This window comes from Gimesia panareensis, from assembly GCF_007748155.1.
Lineage (GTDB): Bacteria > Planctomycetota > Planctomycetia > Planctomycetales > Planctomycetaceae > Gimesia > Gimesia panareensis.
The window spans coordinates 7,129,895-7,146,100 of sequence record NZ_CP037421.1 but is presented as its reverse complement, the minus strand read 5'-3'; the positions used below and the strand labels follow the sequence as shown (position 1 = coordinate 7,146,100).

Genomic DNA, 16,206 nt, shown 5'->3' with positions numbered 1-16,206 from the left:
ACCTTCTCTATCTCTCTGCGATTCAATCACGGAGTGCGACTGAAGTCTTAACCGATGAATTCCAGTTTGACGGGATTCGGAATGATGCCGGCTTCGTAGCCCCGGTTGAGCAGTGTTGCGACTGCTTCGCGGCCTTTTTCGCCGAAGTCGAGCGTCCAGTCGTTGACATACATGCCCACGAACTTGTCGGCACTGCCGCGGTTCAGATCGCGACCGAACTGCAGGGCGTAGTCGAGCGCTTCGTCCCGGTGTTCCAGGCCGTACTCGATGCTCCGCTTGAGGATGGCGGTGACTTCTTCCATTGCTTCCTGACCGAGGTCCTTACGGATGGCGTTGGCGCCCAGCGGCAGGGGAAGACCAGTTTCGTCGAACCACCACTGTCCCATATCGACGACCAGTTTGAGTCCCTGGCTGGCATAGGTCAACTGGCCTTCGTGAATGATCAGGCCGGCATCGACTTTGCCCTGTTCGACCAGGTTCAGGATCTCATCAAAGGGGTGTTCTTCGTATTCGAAATCATCACCCAGCAGGAGCTTGAGGGTGAGGAAGGCGGTGGTCAGCTTGCCGGGAATCGCGATCTTTTTGCCACGGAGATCGTCGATGGTCCACTCTTCGCGAGCGACGACCATCGGGCCGTACTTGTCGCCCATGGAGGCACCACAGGAGCAGATCGCGTAGGTGTCGGTCAGGTACGCGTAGCCGTGCAGGCTGACGGCGGTCAGTTCCAGTTCGGCGTTGAAGGCACGCTGGTTGAGGGTTTCAATATCCTGTAACTCATGAGTAAATCGATACTTACCGGTGTCGATTTTGTCATTGGCCAGAGCATGGAACATAAAGGCATCGTCCGGATCGGGACTGTGGCCTACCTGAATTAACACTTTTTCATCGGTCATCATGAGTCACACACAATATGGAAGTTGAGGGAAACAGGCACTGGAGAGCGGGACCATCAGCCGACGGATTCCGTCCAGTTCATTTACTATATTTAGCAAGACACTATAGAGAGTTCCCGGCGACTTAGCCACCGACTGAGCGGAAACTACGAAGATCGACCACGAAAGGGACTGGTTCATGCTTTGGTATTCGAAAGACGATGGTTTGATATCAAATTTAATAAATATACAATAGTATAATGTGAAATTGTGTTTAATAACCACGAAAAGCACGAATGACACGAAAAGAATTAAACTTGGTAGGCATCCTGATTATCAGAAAAAATAAGTATGAATAATATTATTTATAGAGATGAATGCTATGCGATTCAGGGGGCGGTCTTTGAGGTTTATCGGGAGGTGGGTTGTGGATTCCTGGAAGCTGTTTACCAGGAATGTCTGGAGCGAGAACTGTTGGAACGTGGGATTCCGTTTGTGGCGAAACCGGTGCTGCAGATGAAATACAAGGGTGATGTTTTACAGCAAACCTATCAGCCGGACCTGATTTGTTACGAGGGCATAATCATGGAACTGAAGGCTGTCAGAGAATTGACGCCAGAACATGCCGCACAGTTGATTAATTATCAGAAAGCAGCCGAGATGAAGCTGGGCCTGCTGATCAACTTCGGGAGCCACCCCAAAGTAACTGTGCAACGCTATGTGCTGTGAACCTCTAATGACACGAATTTTTTAACCACGAAAGACACGAAAAGCACGAAAATTTAAAATCTTGAAGTCGATGCCGACAAGTTTTTGTCTGCCAGATCTGTTTTGCCAGATGAAGTAAAACAGTTCTTAATCTGAGTCGTATTTACCTTCTGAGGTTTTTTACTTTCCAATCCTGCTGGCGACTTTCAGACAGGATATTTTCGTGTCTTTCGTGCTTTTCGTGGTAGTAAAATCACTTTTGTATTTTTTCGAGCAGGTCTTTGGCGGTATCCGTGGTGGTGACTTCGACGGCGTGGCATTCTTCGAGGTTGCGGAACCAGGTGTGCTGGCGTTTGGCGAACTGGCGGGTGCGTACTTTCAGAGTCTCGACGGCTTCCTCGTAAGTGATCTCGCCTGCGAGGTGGTCGATCAGTTCCTTGTAGCCGAGTGCCTGCCGGGCGGTGCGGCTTAAGGGTTTTTCGGCGGCGAGTAGGGTTTTGACTTCGTCCAGCAAACCGGCCTCCAGCATCTGATCGACGCGGGCGTTGATGCGGGCGTAGAGCCAGTCGCGATCGGGGGAGAGCCAGTAGACGTGCTGCGGTCGTTCGTCTTCGGGTTGGGCCGCTTCCTGGTGTTGCTCTGAGAGGGGCTGGCCGGTGACGTGGAAAACTTCCAGGGCCCGGGTGACGCGGCGGAGATCGTTGGGATGCAGCTTCTCTGCAGAGACCGGGTCGACTTCGGCCAGTCGCTGATGCAGGGCTGCGTTGCCCTCGGATTCCACGAACTGTTCGAGTTCTCGGCGGTAATCCCAGTCGGCAGCAGGGCCTTCAAAGACACCTCGTAATACGGCTCGCAGGTAGAGGCCGGTGCCTCCCACGAACAGGGGGACGTGTCCCCGGTCGAGGATCTCCCGGCAGCATTGTTCGGCAGCGGTCAGGTATTCCGCGACACTGAATTCCTCGTGCGGGTCGATGACGTCGATCAGGTGATGAGGGACCCGCTGCTGTTCTTCGGGCGAGGCTTTCGCGGTGCCGATATCCATGCCCCGGTAGAGGGACATCGAGTCGAGGGCCAGGATTTCCGCATCCAGATGTTCGGCCAGCTGCAGGCTGAGTTCGGTCTTGCCGCAGGCGGTAGGGCCTGCCAGAAACCAGCACTGTTTCAGGACTTCCGGGGAAAACTGCATTACGGGATCACTTCAGAATGACCTCAGATCGCGGGGAAACCCGATCCGGGGCCTGGGGGGACTCGTTATTTCGAAAACATTCAGCTAGACTGTGTCCAGTTTTACTGTAGCGTCTCCAGGGCCAATTGGACCGAGTATATTAAAATGAGAAACGCTATGGTTCAATGCGACGCGCTTCAGGGTAGGCGCCGAAGTTCTGACGGCTCAGAAGATTCGTGCCGTTGTAAAGTATATTTATCCGCGTTGAAAGTCGAAAGAGAGTGACCATGGCGAACTTCGAAGCCAGCGTTCAGCTGACCGCCACCCCCGAAGAAGTATTCGAATTCCTGATCGATACCGACAACATCCTGAAGATCAGCCCCCCCGATGCCGGCCTGACGTTTACCAAGAAGCCCGACAAGCTCTACCTGGGAGCCACGATTGAGTTTCGGGTCCAGGGGTTCGGGCAGGTGCAGGAAGGGGTTCACGAGATTACCGTCTTCGAAGAACCGAGGCTGTTTACCGAGAAACAGATTTCCGGACCGCTCAAGCATTATATTCATGAACACGAAATTGTGCCCAGCGGCGATAACCAGGTCACGGTGATCGACCGGCTCGAATTTCAACCGCCGGGCGGCCTGCTCGGATTTATCGTGACAGAATCCAAGCTGCTCGATATTTTCGACGAAGGTTTCTATCACCGCCACAACGCGCTCAAGGAAATCTTTTCCTGAGTAGAACGCGTTTGATTACTTGATAATTGGGCGATTACCTCGCGGCAGGCGCTGTCCTTGAGGACGGGCGATCCGATCTGAGGGAGGACCCAGGTCGGCCCGGATCGGCTTTAAGGTGTCTAGCTGGTAGATGGTCTGCAGAGCGTCGACGCGCTGTTTGATCGATGCCAGGGCTTCCAGCTCTTCCGCGATGGAGACGTTTGAGGCTTCCAGTGTGCCTGAGATGAGCAGACCGGCTCCCTGTTGACCGGGTGTCAATACGCGAGGGGCTCCCGAGCGGGTGGTGGCTGCGAACAGGCAGGACTCCCGCGGAAAGAGTTCACTGGCGTCTGCAAAGCAGGCCAGCTTGAGTGAGCCGAGCTGTTGTTCTTTGCCTGTAGTCTCCTCACCAGTCAGGATCGCGACGACCGTGCCATTCTCGCGGATCTGCACGGAATGCGCGGATTCCGAAATCAGGATTTCCGGTACGAGAGGGAAGTTCTGCTGTGAGCCCCGCAGGCAGAGCCGATGTTTGTCGTCGATCATCAGGCGGCCAGCGCGAGTGAACAGGGTTTTATCTTCGAGGGTGACCTGCAGGAATCCCTGACCTTCGATAGCGACATCGAGCTGGCGACCGGTTTTGATCAGTTCTCCGGGAGCCTGTGAGAGTCGGGTTTGCAGGACCTGGCTGCCCATGCCGACCGCGATCGGCGGAGCAGAGTCACTTTTTTCGCTGGCCGGGGTTTCGATGTATTCGTAGGGTAGCGCTTCGAATTCAACGTTCAGGCGTTTGAAGCCGATGGTGCCCGCATTGGCGATGTTATTGACGATCACATCCCGCGACATCCGCAGGGCATCGACGGTGGGCCGCAACCGGTGCAGCAGTTCGTCGCGATCCGCCTGAGAGGAGAAGCCGATAAAGCCTCCCTGGTCGCTGCCCCGGTTGTTCGTCGAGGAGATGACCTGTGGTTGTGGCGGTGCGAGTTCCAAAGTGGGATTCAGTTTCTCCCATTGGTCTGTGGGCATCCGCAGCGCGGTTTTGGGCTGCAGGAGTTTCCGGATGGCGAGCATGTCGTTGGCGACTTTGGGGGGAACGCCCCGCAGTTCTTCGAACCAGATCTGGTGTTCTTCCGCGCTGGCGTGGGGCAGATGTTCTTTGATGATCGAACGGATCAGCGCGTCGGATTTTTCATTACCCTGCTTGGGGGAATCGGCGAGTGGCTCCGCATTGAGTGGCGGCATCAAAGGGCCGGGCGTCTGATGCAGTTTCGAATCCAGATCGGGCAACAACGGGAGAGCCGGGCGGGCGGTTTCGGGGTTGGCGAGAATTTTTCCCTGACCACTTTCAGGAAGTGTCAGCCGGGGACCCGCGAGGGCGGGGTCTTCGGTCGCTTCCGCTTCGAGCTCTGTTCCCTCATTGGCTTCGGCGAGTGCCAGTTCAATGCCGGGAAGGCTGTCGAGGGGCGCCGGTTCCGCGGGAGCACATTCCAGTTCGGCTGCCGCGGCGGCACTTTGATTCTGCGTCAGGGAGAGAGTGACGGGATCGGTCTCGTCGGCGAATCCCAGATCTTTTAGATAGAGGATGCCCTGAATAAAGAGCACGCCCCCCAGTACACAGACGGAAACAGCGAAGATGATCCGTTCAAAGTTTTTTCTCATATCTGCTTCCTTGCAGCAACAAGGCTCGACTTCCAGTTTCGACCTGCTGATTGGTTTTGAAATCAGTCGCATGTCTTCTCAGCCCCGGAATAACACGTTGTTTGAGATCAGACGGTTGTTCGTCAGGTGTCGATCTCCGGCCTTTCCAGGATTGATGGACCATGGGTAAAGGTATCGGAATCGAGACTTTAGAACAAGACTTTTCCGGGCTGTAGCCGGGGAACCGGGGGCGAATGCCGATCTGCCTTGATTCTGACGGGTGAAGGTGCGGGAGTGTAGCGGAATCGGATGGGAATTACGTACAATAACAGACTCTTCATAAATGAAATGAACGGAAGCCATCCTGCTCGCCCGCCCGAATACTGAATAGATCGAAATACGACTATGAACATGACCCTGCCTCAGGCTTATCGGATCCGTCAGAATTTTCCGTCGACCCGCGTCGAAGATATAGGTGAGGCGGTTCGGGCCACATTAACGCAGCTGAATCTGGAGAAAGTGATTAAGCCAGGCGATTCTGTGGCGGTGCCGGTGGGGAGTCGCGGAATTGCCAATATTGCGCTGATTATCAGGTCGACCGTTGATTACCTGAAGTCACTGGGAGCGGAGCCGTTTATTGTCCCGGCGATGGGGAGTCACGGGGGCGGAACCGCAGAAGGGCAGGCACACGTGATTGCCTCCTATGGGGTGACTGAAGAAGCGATGGGGGTGGGGATCCGTTCCTCCATGGAGACGGTGATTGTGGATCAGACGCCGCACGGGATCCCGGTGCATTTCGATAAGAATGCCTATGCAGCCGACCATGTGCTGGTCTGCGGACGCGTGAAGCCGCACACCCGGTTTGTGGGTGACATTGAATCGGGGCTGCATAAGATGATGTTGATCGGCCTGGGGAAGCATGAGGGGGCCAAGATCTATCACCGGGCGATCGAGGATCACAGTTTTGAAGAGATCATCAAGGCGGTCGCGGCTTCGGTATTGAAAAAATGTGATGTGATCGGTGGGTTGGCGATTGTCGAGAATTCGTACGACGAGACTGGCATGATCGAAGCGGTGGCACCCGAGAACTTTTACGAACGGGAAAAGGAACTGCTGGAGATCGCCCGCCAGTGGCTGCCCCGGCTGCCGTTCCCGAAGATCGATCTGTTGATCGTGGACCGGATCGGGAAGAACATCAGCGGTTCGGGAATGGATGCCTGCGTGATCGGACGCAAATTCAACGATCATGCCGCGACCGAACGGGACGTGGTCTCCTGCAAGCGGATTATGGTCCGCGGACTGACAGAGGAGACGCACGGGAATGCCTGCGGCATCGGTCTGGCGGAGTTCACCAACGAGCGGACCGTCGCGGGCGTTGACTGGAAAAGCACCCGCATTAACACTATTACTGGAAGTCATCCCACTGCCGGGATGGTTCCGCTGGTTTATCCGAATGATCGGGAAGCGATCGAAGCGGCTTTGCAGACCATAGGGCTGGTCGAACCGGAAACCAGTGGCATTGTACAGATTTACGACACGCTCGAATTGAGCGAGGTTGTTGTCAGCGAAACGTACCTGGAGGAGATCAACAGCCGCGACGACCTGGAAATCATTTCCGGGCCGTTCGACTTTCCTTTCGACGCTGAGGGGAATCTGGCCTCCGTTTTTAAGAAACCGCAACATTCAATTTAACCCAACAGGAACCCATTCATGTCCACCACTGAAGGCCTTTCCAACGAAGCATTGGAAGAACTTGCCAAGTATGACACCCCGACTGTCTGTAATGTGATCGAGCTGTGGAACATCCGTCCGCGGAACGTCGGCTTTATGAACGACACAATCAAAGCCTGCTTTCCCAAGATGCCGCCGATGGTTGGCTATGCATTGACCTCCACTTTCCGCAGCATGGCACCGCCGCGGAGTGGCGACGTTTACGCAGGTCTGGATAACCAGGTGGCTGCGTTTGAATCTCTGCCCGGTGCTCCGGTCGTTGTGTATCAGGACATGGACGAGCCGACCGCTTCTGCCACGTTCGGCGAAGTGATGTGCAGCACTTACAAAGCCTACGGCGCAAAAGGGATCATCACCTCCGGTGCCGGCCGGGACCTGGACCAGGTCGAAGCCCTTGATTTCCCCGCGTTTACCAACGGGGCGATCTGTGCTCACGGTTACTGTCACACGCTGGCCGTCAACGTGCCCGTGACCGTCGGTGGCATTCCGATTTATCCTGGCGACCTGCTGCACGGCGATTTGAACGGCGTGACCACGATTCCGCATGAGATCGCTTCGGAAGTGGCTGACGCGTGCAAGGATCTGATGAAAGCCGAAGACATTGTGCTGGATTACCTCAAGACGGGCAACCTGACTCCCGAAGGTCTGGGCGAAGCCCGCAAGGAACTGGCGGCCGAAGTCGGCAAGCTGGGGAAACGGCTGCGGGGTGAGTAGTTGCTGCCCGTTGTAAAATTATTAAAGAAAAGCCGGCTCTGGGTGAGCCGGCTTTTTTTGTGGTTGAATCTCCGGGTAATCCCGAATGGAATTCGGAATTGCTGCAGGCAACAAGAGGTGGCAGAATCGATGTTGTCTGGTGAGTAACTGTCTCTTTCAAATATGAGCTTAACTACAGGTGCAGTAATCATTTATCCTGTTTGGAGGTGCCACTGTTGGCTTGCCCAACAGTGCTGCTGCGAACCAGTAAACTTATCGGTGATGCGCCCCTGAATTGCAGGCTCTCTCCACAACCTCCTGCTCGCTGTGCTCGGCCCGGATTGCATCCGGGCTTACCCGCTGAGTGGGGAAGTTCTATAAAAGAAAAGACGCTGAATGCGCACTGTCGGACAAGCCGACAGATGGCACCCACGTATCAAACACTTTTCTTTCTAATTCATTTCCACCATGTCGACGTCGTCGATGATCGCGGTGCCGCCGGCGTTGCCTGCTGAAGGGATGCCGATCCGGAGTCTGACGGTCGATGTCCCTTCGGGAATCACGATGTCGGTTTGAATCTGTTCCCAGTGGTCCAGGTCGCCGGGGAGTTCGCGTTGCTGAGACCGTGCGAATCCGAGGAAGCGGCTGCCGCTGGCGTCGATACACTGGACGACGATCATGGGCAGCGTTTTCAATCCCCTGGTACAGACACGGGCGGAGACGCGATAGGACTTGCCGGGAGTCAGTCCTTTCAGATCCTGGTGAATGTTGTAGGCCACTTTATGTTCGGGGTGATCCGAGGCTACGGTAATCGAGAGGGCTCTGGTCTGGCCTTGCTCTGCAGCGACCTGAGCGGTCCGGTAATTCACCAGATGCTGTCTGTCCGGCAGGGAGGTGAACGCCCAGCCGGTGGGCAGTCCGGTGCGTGCATCTTTCTGTTCAAAGTCCGCGTTGACCACCGTCGGACTGACTGCGGTGGCAAAACTCAACAACATGGTCAGCATGATTTCCATAATCCGATCCTCCTTGAATACAGATGGTTTTCGAATGCCCGCTGTCTGGGGAGGAGCTAAGGCAAATCGGGTGCCAGTTCTGAAAAACGATAAAGCTGGTAAGCTGGCAAGGAAAGGGGTGAAGTTGATCGGGGGAGACGCCTCCCGGTGTGAAAGAATTACAGGGTGGCGTATCCTGTTTTTACATCAGCGCACTCACAGGTGGGTGAGCATTGATCGATATTACCAGCGTTCAGACACATGGGTAACAGCCGTTCGGATACATAGGTAACACACGCGCAAACTCTGATTCAACGACCACTTCGGGTGGTCGCGGATGAAATCCGTGATTGCAGCAGGCAACAGGAGGTCGCAGTATCGACGTTTTCTGGCGAGTAACTGCCCCTTGCAAATCTAAGTTTAACCGTAGGAACAGTAATTACTTATCCTATCTGGGGTGCCACTCAACGCGGGTAACGATTCTGTGTAAGTTAAATAAATCTTGATGCGGACAACCGTTAGGTTGTTTAATGCAGGTGCTAACCAAATTGCACTCATGCCAAGAAAGGACTCTTGGAATGCCGCATCAAGATACCGAGCATCTTCGCATAAATATTCAGTCAATGAAAGCGATTTTTGACAGGCTGATTCCCTGCGAAACGTCTTCCCTGGTACGTCACGGCAATGCCTCTCTGGATCCGGGCTGGTTGGCTGCGGTTGCCATTCTCTGCATGGGCTGGACTGCCAAAGGAACACTTGGCGAAAGGGTAAAAACGGCCTACACGGTTGCCGGTGAGCTCTTTCAGGTTTCGACGACAGTGACACGACAAGGGCTGATGAAAGCTCTGGCGAACTACGGACAGCCATTGGTGGATCTGGTGATTCAACATCTTTCCTCAAAACTGGGACAATGGAAGGGCTATCGAACCACAGCAGGCAAAGTCACTCTGGCCGTGGATGCCACCAAGTTCTCTGCGCCTCGCTCAGCAGCCAATCAGCGTGAATTTGCACCAGGGATCCATCATAGAAGGTCGGCGAAATACCGCAAAAAAGCCGATGAATCCAAGGCGTTAACCGTTCAACTGTTAACGACCGTGCTCTGGCATCTGGGCAGTGGGTTACCGTTTCGCTGGTGTATTCAGGGGGCAGCTGGCAGTGAGCGAATTGCGGCCCGGGAAATGCTGGAATCCCTTCCAGAAAATGTCCGACTGGTTGGGGATGCGCAATATACAGGTGCTCCGCTGTGGTCAGCCATCATGGAGTCAGGGCATTCTTTCCTGTTTCGTGTTGGTTCGAACGTAACCCTGTTAAAATCACTTGGTCAGTTGAAAATTCGTGATGGCTTCGTCTATTACTGGCCCGACTCTATGCAGCGTCGAGACCAAAGCCCGCTGGTCCTGCGTCTGTTCCAGATCCATAATGGCAGGAACAAGATCTACCTGGTGAGCAACGAATTAGAAATGACCGATGCATGTGCCTGTAAATTATATCGTCAAAGATGGGGGATTGAGGTTTTCTTCCGCTCAGTAAAACAATCCTGTGAACGCAGCAAGCTATGTTGCCAGACGCCTGTAAATGTCATCACAGAATTAAACTGGACTCTGATCGGAATCTGGGTTGCGTTATTTGTCGGAAAAGACATGTTGCATAAGCAGGGAACGAATCTCAAAAAACTCAGTCCGATCAAAGTGATTCGTGTGTTTTCTCAGGCTGTCACGATAATTGCCTGCCATGCTCAGCAATGGGCGCCATTAACCGACCTGCTTTCGCAATCCGTGCTCGCCGAAGAAAAACGGCCGAATAACAGAAAAGCAAGCCGGGGACATCCGTGTAAGAAAAGGAAACGGCAATGCGGAAAACCAACTATCATTCAGGCAACAACGGATCAAAAAAAACTGGCGAAAATCTATCTTGAATAAAAGTCGTTACCCGCGTTGGGTGCCACTGTTGGCTTGCCCAACAGTGCTGCTGCGAACCAGTAAAATTATTGGAAATGTGCCCCTGAATTGCAGGCTCTCTCCACAACTTCCTGCTCGCTGCGCTCGGCCCGGATTGCATCCGGGCCCACCCACTGACTGGGGAGCTCTGTTAAAGAAAAGACGCTGAACGCGCACTGTCGGGCAAGCCGACAGTGGCACCCAACACGGGTTGTGACGAGCCTTACTCGTCATCCTCTTCGGACATTTCGCTGGCTTCCTGCATTTCCAGCTGGCCCATTTTGCGGTAGAGGTTCGAGCGGTGCAGGCCGAGGCATTTGGCGGTTTCGCTCATGTTGCCGCCCACGCGTTTGATGGTGCGGCGGATGTATTCCTGCTGGAAGCGGCGGGTGGCTTCTTTGAGGCTCAGGTCGGAGGACATATCGACAACGGAATCGCGGCTGGGGCTGAGGATGAAGGCGAGGTCTTCGACTTCGACGCGGTCGCCCGCACAGAGGAAGGCGACGCGTTCCATCAGGTTGCGCAGTTCACGGACGTTGCCGGGCCAGAGGTGGGCCTGCAGGCGTTTTTTGGCTTCGGCGGACATCTTCAGTACGCGGCGGTTGGCCTGGCCGCAGAACTGGGTGAGGAAAAATTCGGCGAGCAGGATGACGTCTTCCGGCCGCTCGCGGAGAGGCGGCAGTTCGAGGGTGACCACGCTCAGACGGTAAAACAGGTCTTCGCGGAACTTTTTATCGCGGACCGCATCGGCGAGCTTCGCATTCGTGGCGGCGACGACGCGGACGTTGATTGGAATGCTTTCCGAACCGCCGACGCGGGTGATGACTTTCTGCTCCAGGACCCGCAGCAGTTTGGCCTGGCCGCCCAGGCTCATGTCGCCGATCTCGTCGAGGAAGAGCGTGCCTCCTTCGGCGAGTTCGAATTTGCCGATGCGGGTTTCGTGGGCGTCGGTGAAGGCGCCTTTCTCGTGGCCGAACAGTTCGCTTTCGAGCAGCGTTTCGGTGAGAGCCGCACAGTTGACGGCGATGAACGGTGTATTCGCGCGGGGACCCTGGTAATGCAGGGACTGGCTGACGACCTCTTTCCCGGTTCCGCTTTCGCCGAGGATCAGTACGGGGAGATCGGTGCTGGCGAGACGTTCGATGGTCGAGCGGAGCGCGTCGATGGCCGAGCTCTTGCCGATGATCTGAACTTTCTGTTTGGCCTGTTCGGTGAGCTGGTCGCGGCTGCGGGAGAGCTGTTCGAGCTCGCGGGTGTTTTCCAGGGCGGTGGCGGCCTGCACGCCGAGTTCTTCGAGGCTTTGTGCGTCATCGTCATCGAAGTCGGATTTGCCGGCCTGCTTGTTCATGACTTCGAACGCGCCGATCAGTTCGCCGGCGTTGTTGCGGAGCGGTACGCAGAGCAGGTTCCGGGTGCGGAAGCCGCTGGACTTGTCGACGCTGGGATCGAAGCGGTCGTCGTTGTAGGCGTCATCTACGGTGACAGTTTTGCCGCTGTGAATCACTTCCCCGACGATGCCGACATCATCGGGCAGGCGGAGTGTGTTGCCTTCGACACCCAGGGCGGGGCAGGCGACGACCTGTTTGTGTTCCTGATCCCAGATGAAGATACTGGAGCGTTCGCTGTTGAGCAGGCGGGTGGCTTCTTTGGCGATCAGTTCCAGCAGCGACTGGGTATCGCGGGCGGACGAAAAGCTGGAGGCGATGTGCAGGGTGGTTTCGAGACGGCCGATGCGTTTGACGTGTTTCTCGCGTTTCGCCACGATCGAGAGCGCGTAACCCAGCACGCGGGCAGCAATGACGCTGTTACTGAGTGTGTCGGTGGTCAGGTCGCGTCCGCCGACGAGGAGCACCGTACCGGGGCGGACGTCGCCCAGGGGGGCGGCGATGTAGAACCAGTCGTTCTTTTTTTCATCAGCACCGAGGCCGGCGGCATCGCGGTCGAGGGCTTCGTTGCAGAGAGTGCCGGGGAAGCTGGCGGCGGAGTTGCGTCCAAATTCGAAGATCGTTTCCCATTCTGGCGTGCGTTCGATGAGCGTGCACCACTGGCAGGAGAGTTCGGTTGCCAGCTGGGGCAGGAACTGACGCAGGTAGTCGGCGGCGGTGGTCTGCTGGGTGGCTTCTTCGAGGAGCTGGTCTCCCAGCTGGATCAGAGAGGCTGCGTCGTCAAAGCGGGAAAATAATGGCAGGCGTTTCCAGTCCAGCCATTCCACTGTTTCAATTTTACTCACCGGATACTCCCTCAAAAGGATCAAAAGAGCCCTATGTCGTGATGGAAGGGGCAGGTTTTGTCATCCATTCGCTGCTCTTTCTTGTCGGAATGATAACAGAAGGTGAATTATGCGTCATCCAAGTGTGGACTCATTTTGGCAATTTTCCGCGCACGTTGATGAATGGGGGCTGCAGCTTACCGAAGTGAGAATGTTGAGCTGACCGGGAAAATTTCTCCAGGCTTTCTGTTTTACCGTCATGTTGTATGTACTTATGAACAGATATGGTTGGGTGGTGCAGGCCTTGCGGGAGCGATTTGGCGCGGTGTGTTGTGATTGAATCGCGCTTTACTGTCACTTCGGACGGCGGAGTGTTACTGTATGGGAACAAAAGAGAGTCTGAGGTCTGACTTCTCAAACAGCATTGTTTCATTCCCCGTCACGAGTGAGAGCGCTTATGTTTTGTCTCAATGTGATTCTGTCTTTGAAGGACGCTGCGGACGCAACTGAAATCGAAGGTCTGCTGGCAGAAGCCTGTCGCCTGTCGAGAACGGAGCCGGGCTGTCTGCGATTTGACGTCTATCATTCGGAAGCCGATCCGGCGACATTCGTGCTGGTAGAACACTGGGCCAGCGAACAGGCCTGGCAGGACCACCGCGAAGAAAAAGCGTTCAAGGAAATCTACGAACCGCAGGTACTGCCTCGTGTCGAACGGGTGCCCCACCGGGTGAAACTGCTGGTCGAATAATTCCGAGTTCGCCTGCCCGCGAACCGTTTATCTGTCTTACGTCATTAGCTAGTGAAAAACACAACAGAGGAAAACCGTCGATGTCATCCGATTCCCAACCGATTCTGAACCGTTACAGTTCCCGCATCACCCAGCCCCGTTCGCAGGGGGCATCTCAGGCCATGCTGTATGCCACGGGCATGACTGAAGAAGATATGAACAAGGCAGAAGTCGGAATTTCCAGCGTCTGGTACGAAGGCAACTCCTGTAACATGCACCTCAATATTCTGGCTGCGAAGGTGAAGGAGGGGGTGGAAGCATCCGGCATGGTGGGCATGCGGTTCAACACGATCGGCGTGAGTGACGGGATCTCGATGGGAACCGACGGCATGTCGTACTCGCTGCAATCCCGCGACCTGATTGCGGACAGTATTGAAACGGTGACCTGTGCCCAGTGGTACGATGCGAACATTTCACTGCCCGGCTGTGACAAGAACATGCCCGGCTGTCTGATCGCGATGGGGCGTTTCAACCGTCCGTCGCTGATGGTCTACGGCGGAACGATCGCTCCCGGCTGCCTGAACAACCAGAAGCTGGATATCGTGTCTGCATTCCAGTCGTACGGGGAGTACCTGGCAGGAACGATTGACGACGAGACACGCAAGCAGATCGTGCAGAAGAGCTGTCCGGGCGCTGGTGCCTGCGGCGGGATGTATACCGCCAACACGATGGCGTCCGCAATCGAAGCACTGGGGATGGCACTGCCTTACAGTTCCTCGATTCCGGCTGAGCATCCCGACAAGCTGGATGAGTGTTTCCGGGCCGGGGCTGCGATCAGGAAGCTGCTGGAACTGGACCTCAAGCCGCGGGACATCATGACGCGGGAAGCCTTTGAAAATGCGATGGTGCTGACGGTGGCCCTGGGCGGTTCAACCAATGCCGTACTGCACATGCTGGCGATTGCCCGGGCCGTGGATGTGGAATTGACGATTGACGACTTCCAGTCGGTCAGCGACCGGATCCCGCTGCTGGCGGACTTCAAGCCCAGTGGTAAGTACGTGATGGCGGACCTGCAGGAGCAGGGGGGAACTCCGGCCGTGCTGAAGTACCTGCTGGAACAGGGACTGATCAACGGAGACTGCATGACCGTGACCGGCAAGACGCACGCCGAGAACCTGGCCGACCTGCCGGGCCTCAAAGAAGGACAGGATATCGTGCACTCGGTCGATAACCCGATCAAGCCGAGCGGCCACCTGCAGATTCTGAAAGGGAACCTGGCTCCGACTGGTGCGGTTGCCAAGATCACCGGTAAGGAAGGTCTGCGTTTCGAAGGAACCGCCAACGTGTTCGATTCCGAAGAAGACATGCTCAAGGCACTGGAAGACAAGAAGATCAACAAAGGAGATGTGATCATCATCCGCTACGAAGGCCCCAAGGGGGGACCGGGGATGCCGGAAATGCTGACGCCGACCTCTGCGATCATGGGAGCGGGTCTGGGTAAAGATGTGGCATTACTCACCGACGGTCGTTTCTCGGGCGGTTCGCACGGCTTCATCGTGGGTCACGTGACTCCCGAAGCCCAGGACGGCGGACCGATTGCCCTGGTAAAGAACGGGGACAAGGTGGTCATCGACGCCGAGAACAACCGGATGGACATGGATGTGAGCGACGCCGAACTGGAAGAACGCCGCAAAGCCTGGACGGCACCCCCGTTCAAATACACGCGGGGCACGCTGTATAAATACATCAAGAACGTGAAGTCTGCTTCCGAAGGTTGCGTGACGGACGAGTAGGCGTTTGCTTGAATTGTTGAAATGAAAACGCCCGGAGCCGGTTGGCTGCGGGCGTTTTTTTTGTGGCAGGTTGTAAGTCCGATTTTATCTACCACGAAAGGCACGAAAAACACGAAAGAATTGAGTGCGGAAGTCAGATCACCGGGCGCCCCCGAATGTAATTCGGGGTTGTTGAAAACAACAGGAAACCAACGGGGGAGCCGTTCTGTTGAGATACAGAAATCGATTTTTGCTGAGGTAGGGCCGGTGTCTGTGTGGTTCCTCCTACAGGGCAACGGTCTCACTGTCAGTTTCCTGCTCGCTGCGCTCGGCTCGAATTGCATTCGAGCGCACCCTTTTTATTTTATGTCAGGTGGATCATTCCATGAACTTAAGAGATGCCGTTGAAACAGATAATTACGAGCTGGTCAAATCTGTTTTAGCACAAAGTTCCGAGCCAGGTCAGGAAGAATTGTCAGCGGCTTTAACTGCTTCCGTGGATTGCGAAGATTTAAGAATCATCCAGCTTTTGATTGAGCATGGTGCCGATATTAATTTTCGATCAAAAGAATCACCTGACAGATACCCTCCACTCTTATGGGCTGTTGAGGAAGGTCGTCCTGATGTCATTCAGTTGCTGGCAGCGTATGGAGCTGATCTGAATATTCAAAGCAGCGTTGGGAATACGGCGTTGCATCTGGCACTTGATATCGAGATGGTGACTGCCTCTGAATGGATTGAACCTCCCGAGATGGAGATCTCGAAGCTGTTGTATGACTCAGGGGCAGATCCCACCATTCGAAATCAGAAGGGAATATCATGTATCGGTATGGTGCGAGAGAGAAATTTTCCCGAAGCATTGGCGCTGTTTTTAAAACGTTACCCTGAGCACGGATGAGACTGGCTGGCCTGAATTGCATTAGGGCTTTCGTTTTTTACAGGTTTACTCAAGCACTGTCGGGCAAGCCGACAGTGAAACTATGTAGGAAGCCTCCGTCGGATCGAATAACGTGTAACAAGTTCGTTCACAATTTGTTTCACGAAATCTC

13 protein-coding genes are annotated in these 16,206 nt (G+C 55.1%); 8 read left to right on the top strand and 5 right to left on the bottom strand.

What is annotated here, in order from left to right:
- Nucleotides 1–47: 47 nt before the first annotated feature.
- On the bottom strand, nucleotides 48–896 hold the full coding sequence (locus tag Enr10x_RS26845; RefSeq protein WP_145114765.1) for a menaquinone biosynthesis family protein: 849 nt from the start codon (nucleotides 894–896) through the stop codon (nucleotides 48–50).
- 327 nt (nucleotides 897–1,223) lie between these two features.
- On the opposite strand from Enr10x_RS26845, the gene Enr10x_RS26840 reads away from it, so the two are divergent.
- Nucleotides 1,224–1,601 (top strand): GxxExxY protein, encoded by a 378-nt coding sequence (locus tag Enr10x_RS26840; protein WP_145452093.1) that lies wholly within the window; start codon nucleotides 1,224–1,226, stop codon nucleotides 1,599–1,601.
- A gap of 232 nt (nucleotides 1,602–1,833) precedes the next feature.
- Here the strand turns inward: Enr10x_RS26840 and miaA are convergent, their stop codons facing one another.
- Entirely contained in the window at nucleotides 1,834–2,766 is a 933-nt protein-coding gene (miaA, locus tag Enr10x_RS26835; protein ID WP_145452091.1) for a tRNA (adenosine(37)-N6)-dimethylallyltransferase MiaA, read from the bottom strand.
- A 266-nt stretch (nucleotides 2,767–3,032) separates the two neighbouring features.
- On the opposite strand from miaA, the gene Enr10x_RS26830 reads away from it, so the two are divergent.
- On the top strand, nucleotides 3,033–3,479 hold the full coding sequence (locus tag Enr10x_RS26830) for an SRPBCC family protein (protein ID WP_145452089.1): 447 nt from the start codon (nucleotides 3,033–3,035) through the stop codon (nucleotides 3,477–3,479).
- Between the two features lie 15 nt (nucleotides 3,480–3,494).
- Here the strand turns inward: Enr10x_RS26830 and Enr10x_RS26825 are convergent, their stop codons facing one another.
- Nucleotides 3,495–5,117: a flagellar hook-basal body protein gene (locus tag Enr10x_RS26825; RefSeq protein WP_197997384.1), complete on the bottom strand. Its 1,623-nt coding sequence runs from the start codon at nucleotides 5,115–5,117 to the stop codon at nucleotides 3,495–3,497.
- A 384-nt stretch (nucleotides 5,118–5,501) separates the two neighbouring features.
- On the opposite strand from Enr10x_RS26825, the gene Enr10x_RS26820 reads away from it, so the two are divergent.
- Together Enr10x_RS26820 and Enr10x_RS26815 are read left to right on the top strand one after the other, a co-directional pair.
- A complete protein-coding gene (locus Enr10x_RS26820) occupies nucleotides 5,502–6,788 on the top strand; it encodes a lactate racemase domain-containing protein (RefSeq protein ID WP_145452085.1) in 1,287 nt (428 codons plus the stop codon).
- Nucleotides 6,789–6,806: 18 nt separating this feature from the next.
- Nucleotides 6,807–7,541: an RraA family protein gene (locus Enr10x_RS26815; RefSeq protein WP_145114753.1), complete on the top strand. Its 735-nt coding sequence runs from the start codon at nucleotides 6,807–6,809 to the stop codon at nucleotides 7,539–7,541.
- A gap of 431 nt (nucleotides 7,542–7,972) precedes the next feature.
- Here the strand turns inward: Enr10x_RS26815 and Enr10x_RS26810 are convergent, their stop codons facing one another.
- Nucleotides 7,973–8,533 carry a hypothetical protein gene (locus Enr10x_RS26810; protein WP_145452083.1) on the bottom strand — a complete coding sequence of 187 codons (561 nt, stop codon included), beginning with the start codon at nucleotides 8,531–8,533 and terminating at the stop codon, nucleotides 7,973–7,975.
- A 557-nt stretch (nucleotides 8,534–9,090) separates the two neighbouring features.
- Between Enr10x_RS26810 and Enr10x_RS26805 the strand changes: the two genes are divergently transcribed.
- Nucleotides 9,091–10,431 (top strand): transposase, encoded by a 1,341-nt coding sequence (locus Enr10x_RS26805; RefSeq protein ID WP_197997309.1) that lies wholly within the window; start codon nucleotides 9,091–9,093, stop codon nucleotides 10,429–10,431.
- Nucleotides 10,432–10,672: 241 nt separating this feature from the next.
- On the opposite strand, the gene Enr10x_RS26800 is transcribed toward Enr10x_RS26805, so the two are convergent.
- On the bottom strand, nucleotides 10,673–12,679 hold the full coding sequence (locus Enr10x_RS26800; protein ID WP_232093150.1) for a sigma-54-dependent Fis family transcriptional regulator: 2,007 nt from the start codon (nucleotides 12,677–12,679) through the stop codon (nucleotides 10,673–10,675).
- A gap of 436 nt (nucleotides 12,680–13,115) precedes the next feature.
- Here Enr10x_RS26800 and Enr10x_RS26795 point away from each other — a divergent pair, with 436 nt between their 5' ends.
- From Enr10x_RS26795 to Enr10x_RS26785, 3 genes are all read left to right on the top strand, one after another.
- Nucleotides 13,116–13,406 (top strand): putative quinol monooxygenase, encoded by a 291-nt coding sequence (locus tag Enr10x_RS26795; protein ID WP_145114747.1) that lies wholly within the window; start codon nucleotides 13,116–13,118, stop codon nucleotides 13,404–13,406.
- Nucleotides 13,407–13,486: 80 nt separating this feature from the next.
- Entirely contained in the window at nucleotides 13,487–15,178 is a 1,692-nt protein-coding gene (gene ilvD, locus Enr10x_RS26790; protein ID WP_145452081.1) for a dihydroxy-acid dehydratase, read from the top strand.
- 364 nt (nucleotides 15,179–15,542) lie between these two features.
- Nucleotides 15,543–16,055 carry an ankyrin repeat domain-containing protein gene (locus Enr10x_RS26785; protein WP_145452079.1) on the top strand — a complete coding sequence of 171 codons (513 nt, stop codon included), beginning with the start codon at nucleotides 15,543–15,545 and terminating at the stop codon, nucleotides 16,053–16,055.
- Nucleotides 16,056–16,206 lie beyond the last annotated feature (151 nt).

Excerpts from the sequence above, each read along its gene's own strand:
- Enr10x_RS26845 (WP_145114765.1), bottom strand. The coding sequence starts at position 896 with ATGATGACCGATGAAAAAGTGTTAATTCAGGTAGGCCACAGTCCCGAT.
- Enr10x_RS26840 (WP_145452093.1), top strand. The coding sequence starts at position 1,224 with ATGAATAATATTATTTATAGAGATGAATGCTATGCGATTCAGGGGGCG.
- miaA (WP_145452091.1), bottom strand. The coding sequence starts at position 2,766 with ATGCAGTTTTCCCCGGAAGTCCTGAAACAGTGCTGGTTTCTGGCAGGC.
- Enr10x_RS26830 (WP_145452089.1), top strand. The coding sequence starts at position 3,033 with ATGGCGAACTTCGAAGCCAGCGTTCAGCTGACCGCCACCCCCGAAGAA.
- Enr10x_RS26825 (WP_197997384.1), bottom strand. The coding sequence starts at position 5,117 with ATGAGAAAAAACTTTGAACGGATCATCTTCGCTGTTTCCGTCTGTGTA.
- Enr10x_RS26820 (WP_145452085.1), top strand. The coding sequence starts at position 5,502 with ATGAACATGACCCTGCCTCAGGCTTATCGGATCCGTCAGAATTTTCCG.
- Enr10x_RS26815 (WP_145114753.1), top strand. The coding sequence starts at position 6,807 with ATGTCCACCACTGAAGGCCTTTCCAACGAAGCATTGGAAGAACTTGCC.
- Enr10x_RS26810 (WP_145452083.1), bottom strand. The coding sequence starts at position 8,533 with ATGGAAATCATGCTGACCATGTTGTTGAGTTTTGCCACCGCAGTCAGT.
- Enr10x_RS26805 (WP_197997309.1), top strand. The coding sequence starts at position 9,091 with ATGCCGCATCAAGATACCGAGCATCTTCGCATAAATATTCAGTCAATG.
- Enr10x_RS26795 (WP_145114747.1), top strand. The coding sequence starts at position 13,116 with ATGTTTTGTCTCAATGTGATTCTGTCTTTGAAGGACGCTGCGGACGCA.
- ilvD (WP_145452081.1), top strand. The coding sequence starts at position 13,487 with ATGTCATCCGATTCCCAACCGATTCTGAACCGTTACAGTTCCCGCATC.
- Enr10x_RS26785 (WP_145452079.1), top strand. The coding sequence starts at position 15,543 with ATGAACTTAAGAGATGCCGTTGAAACAGATAATTACGAGCTGGTCAAA.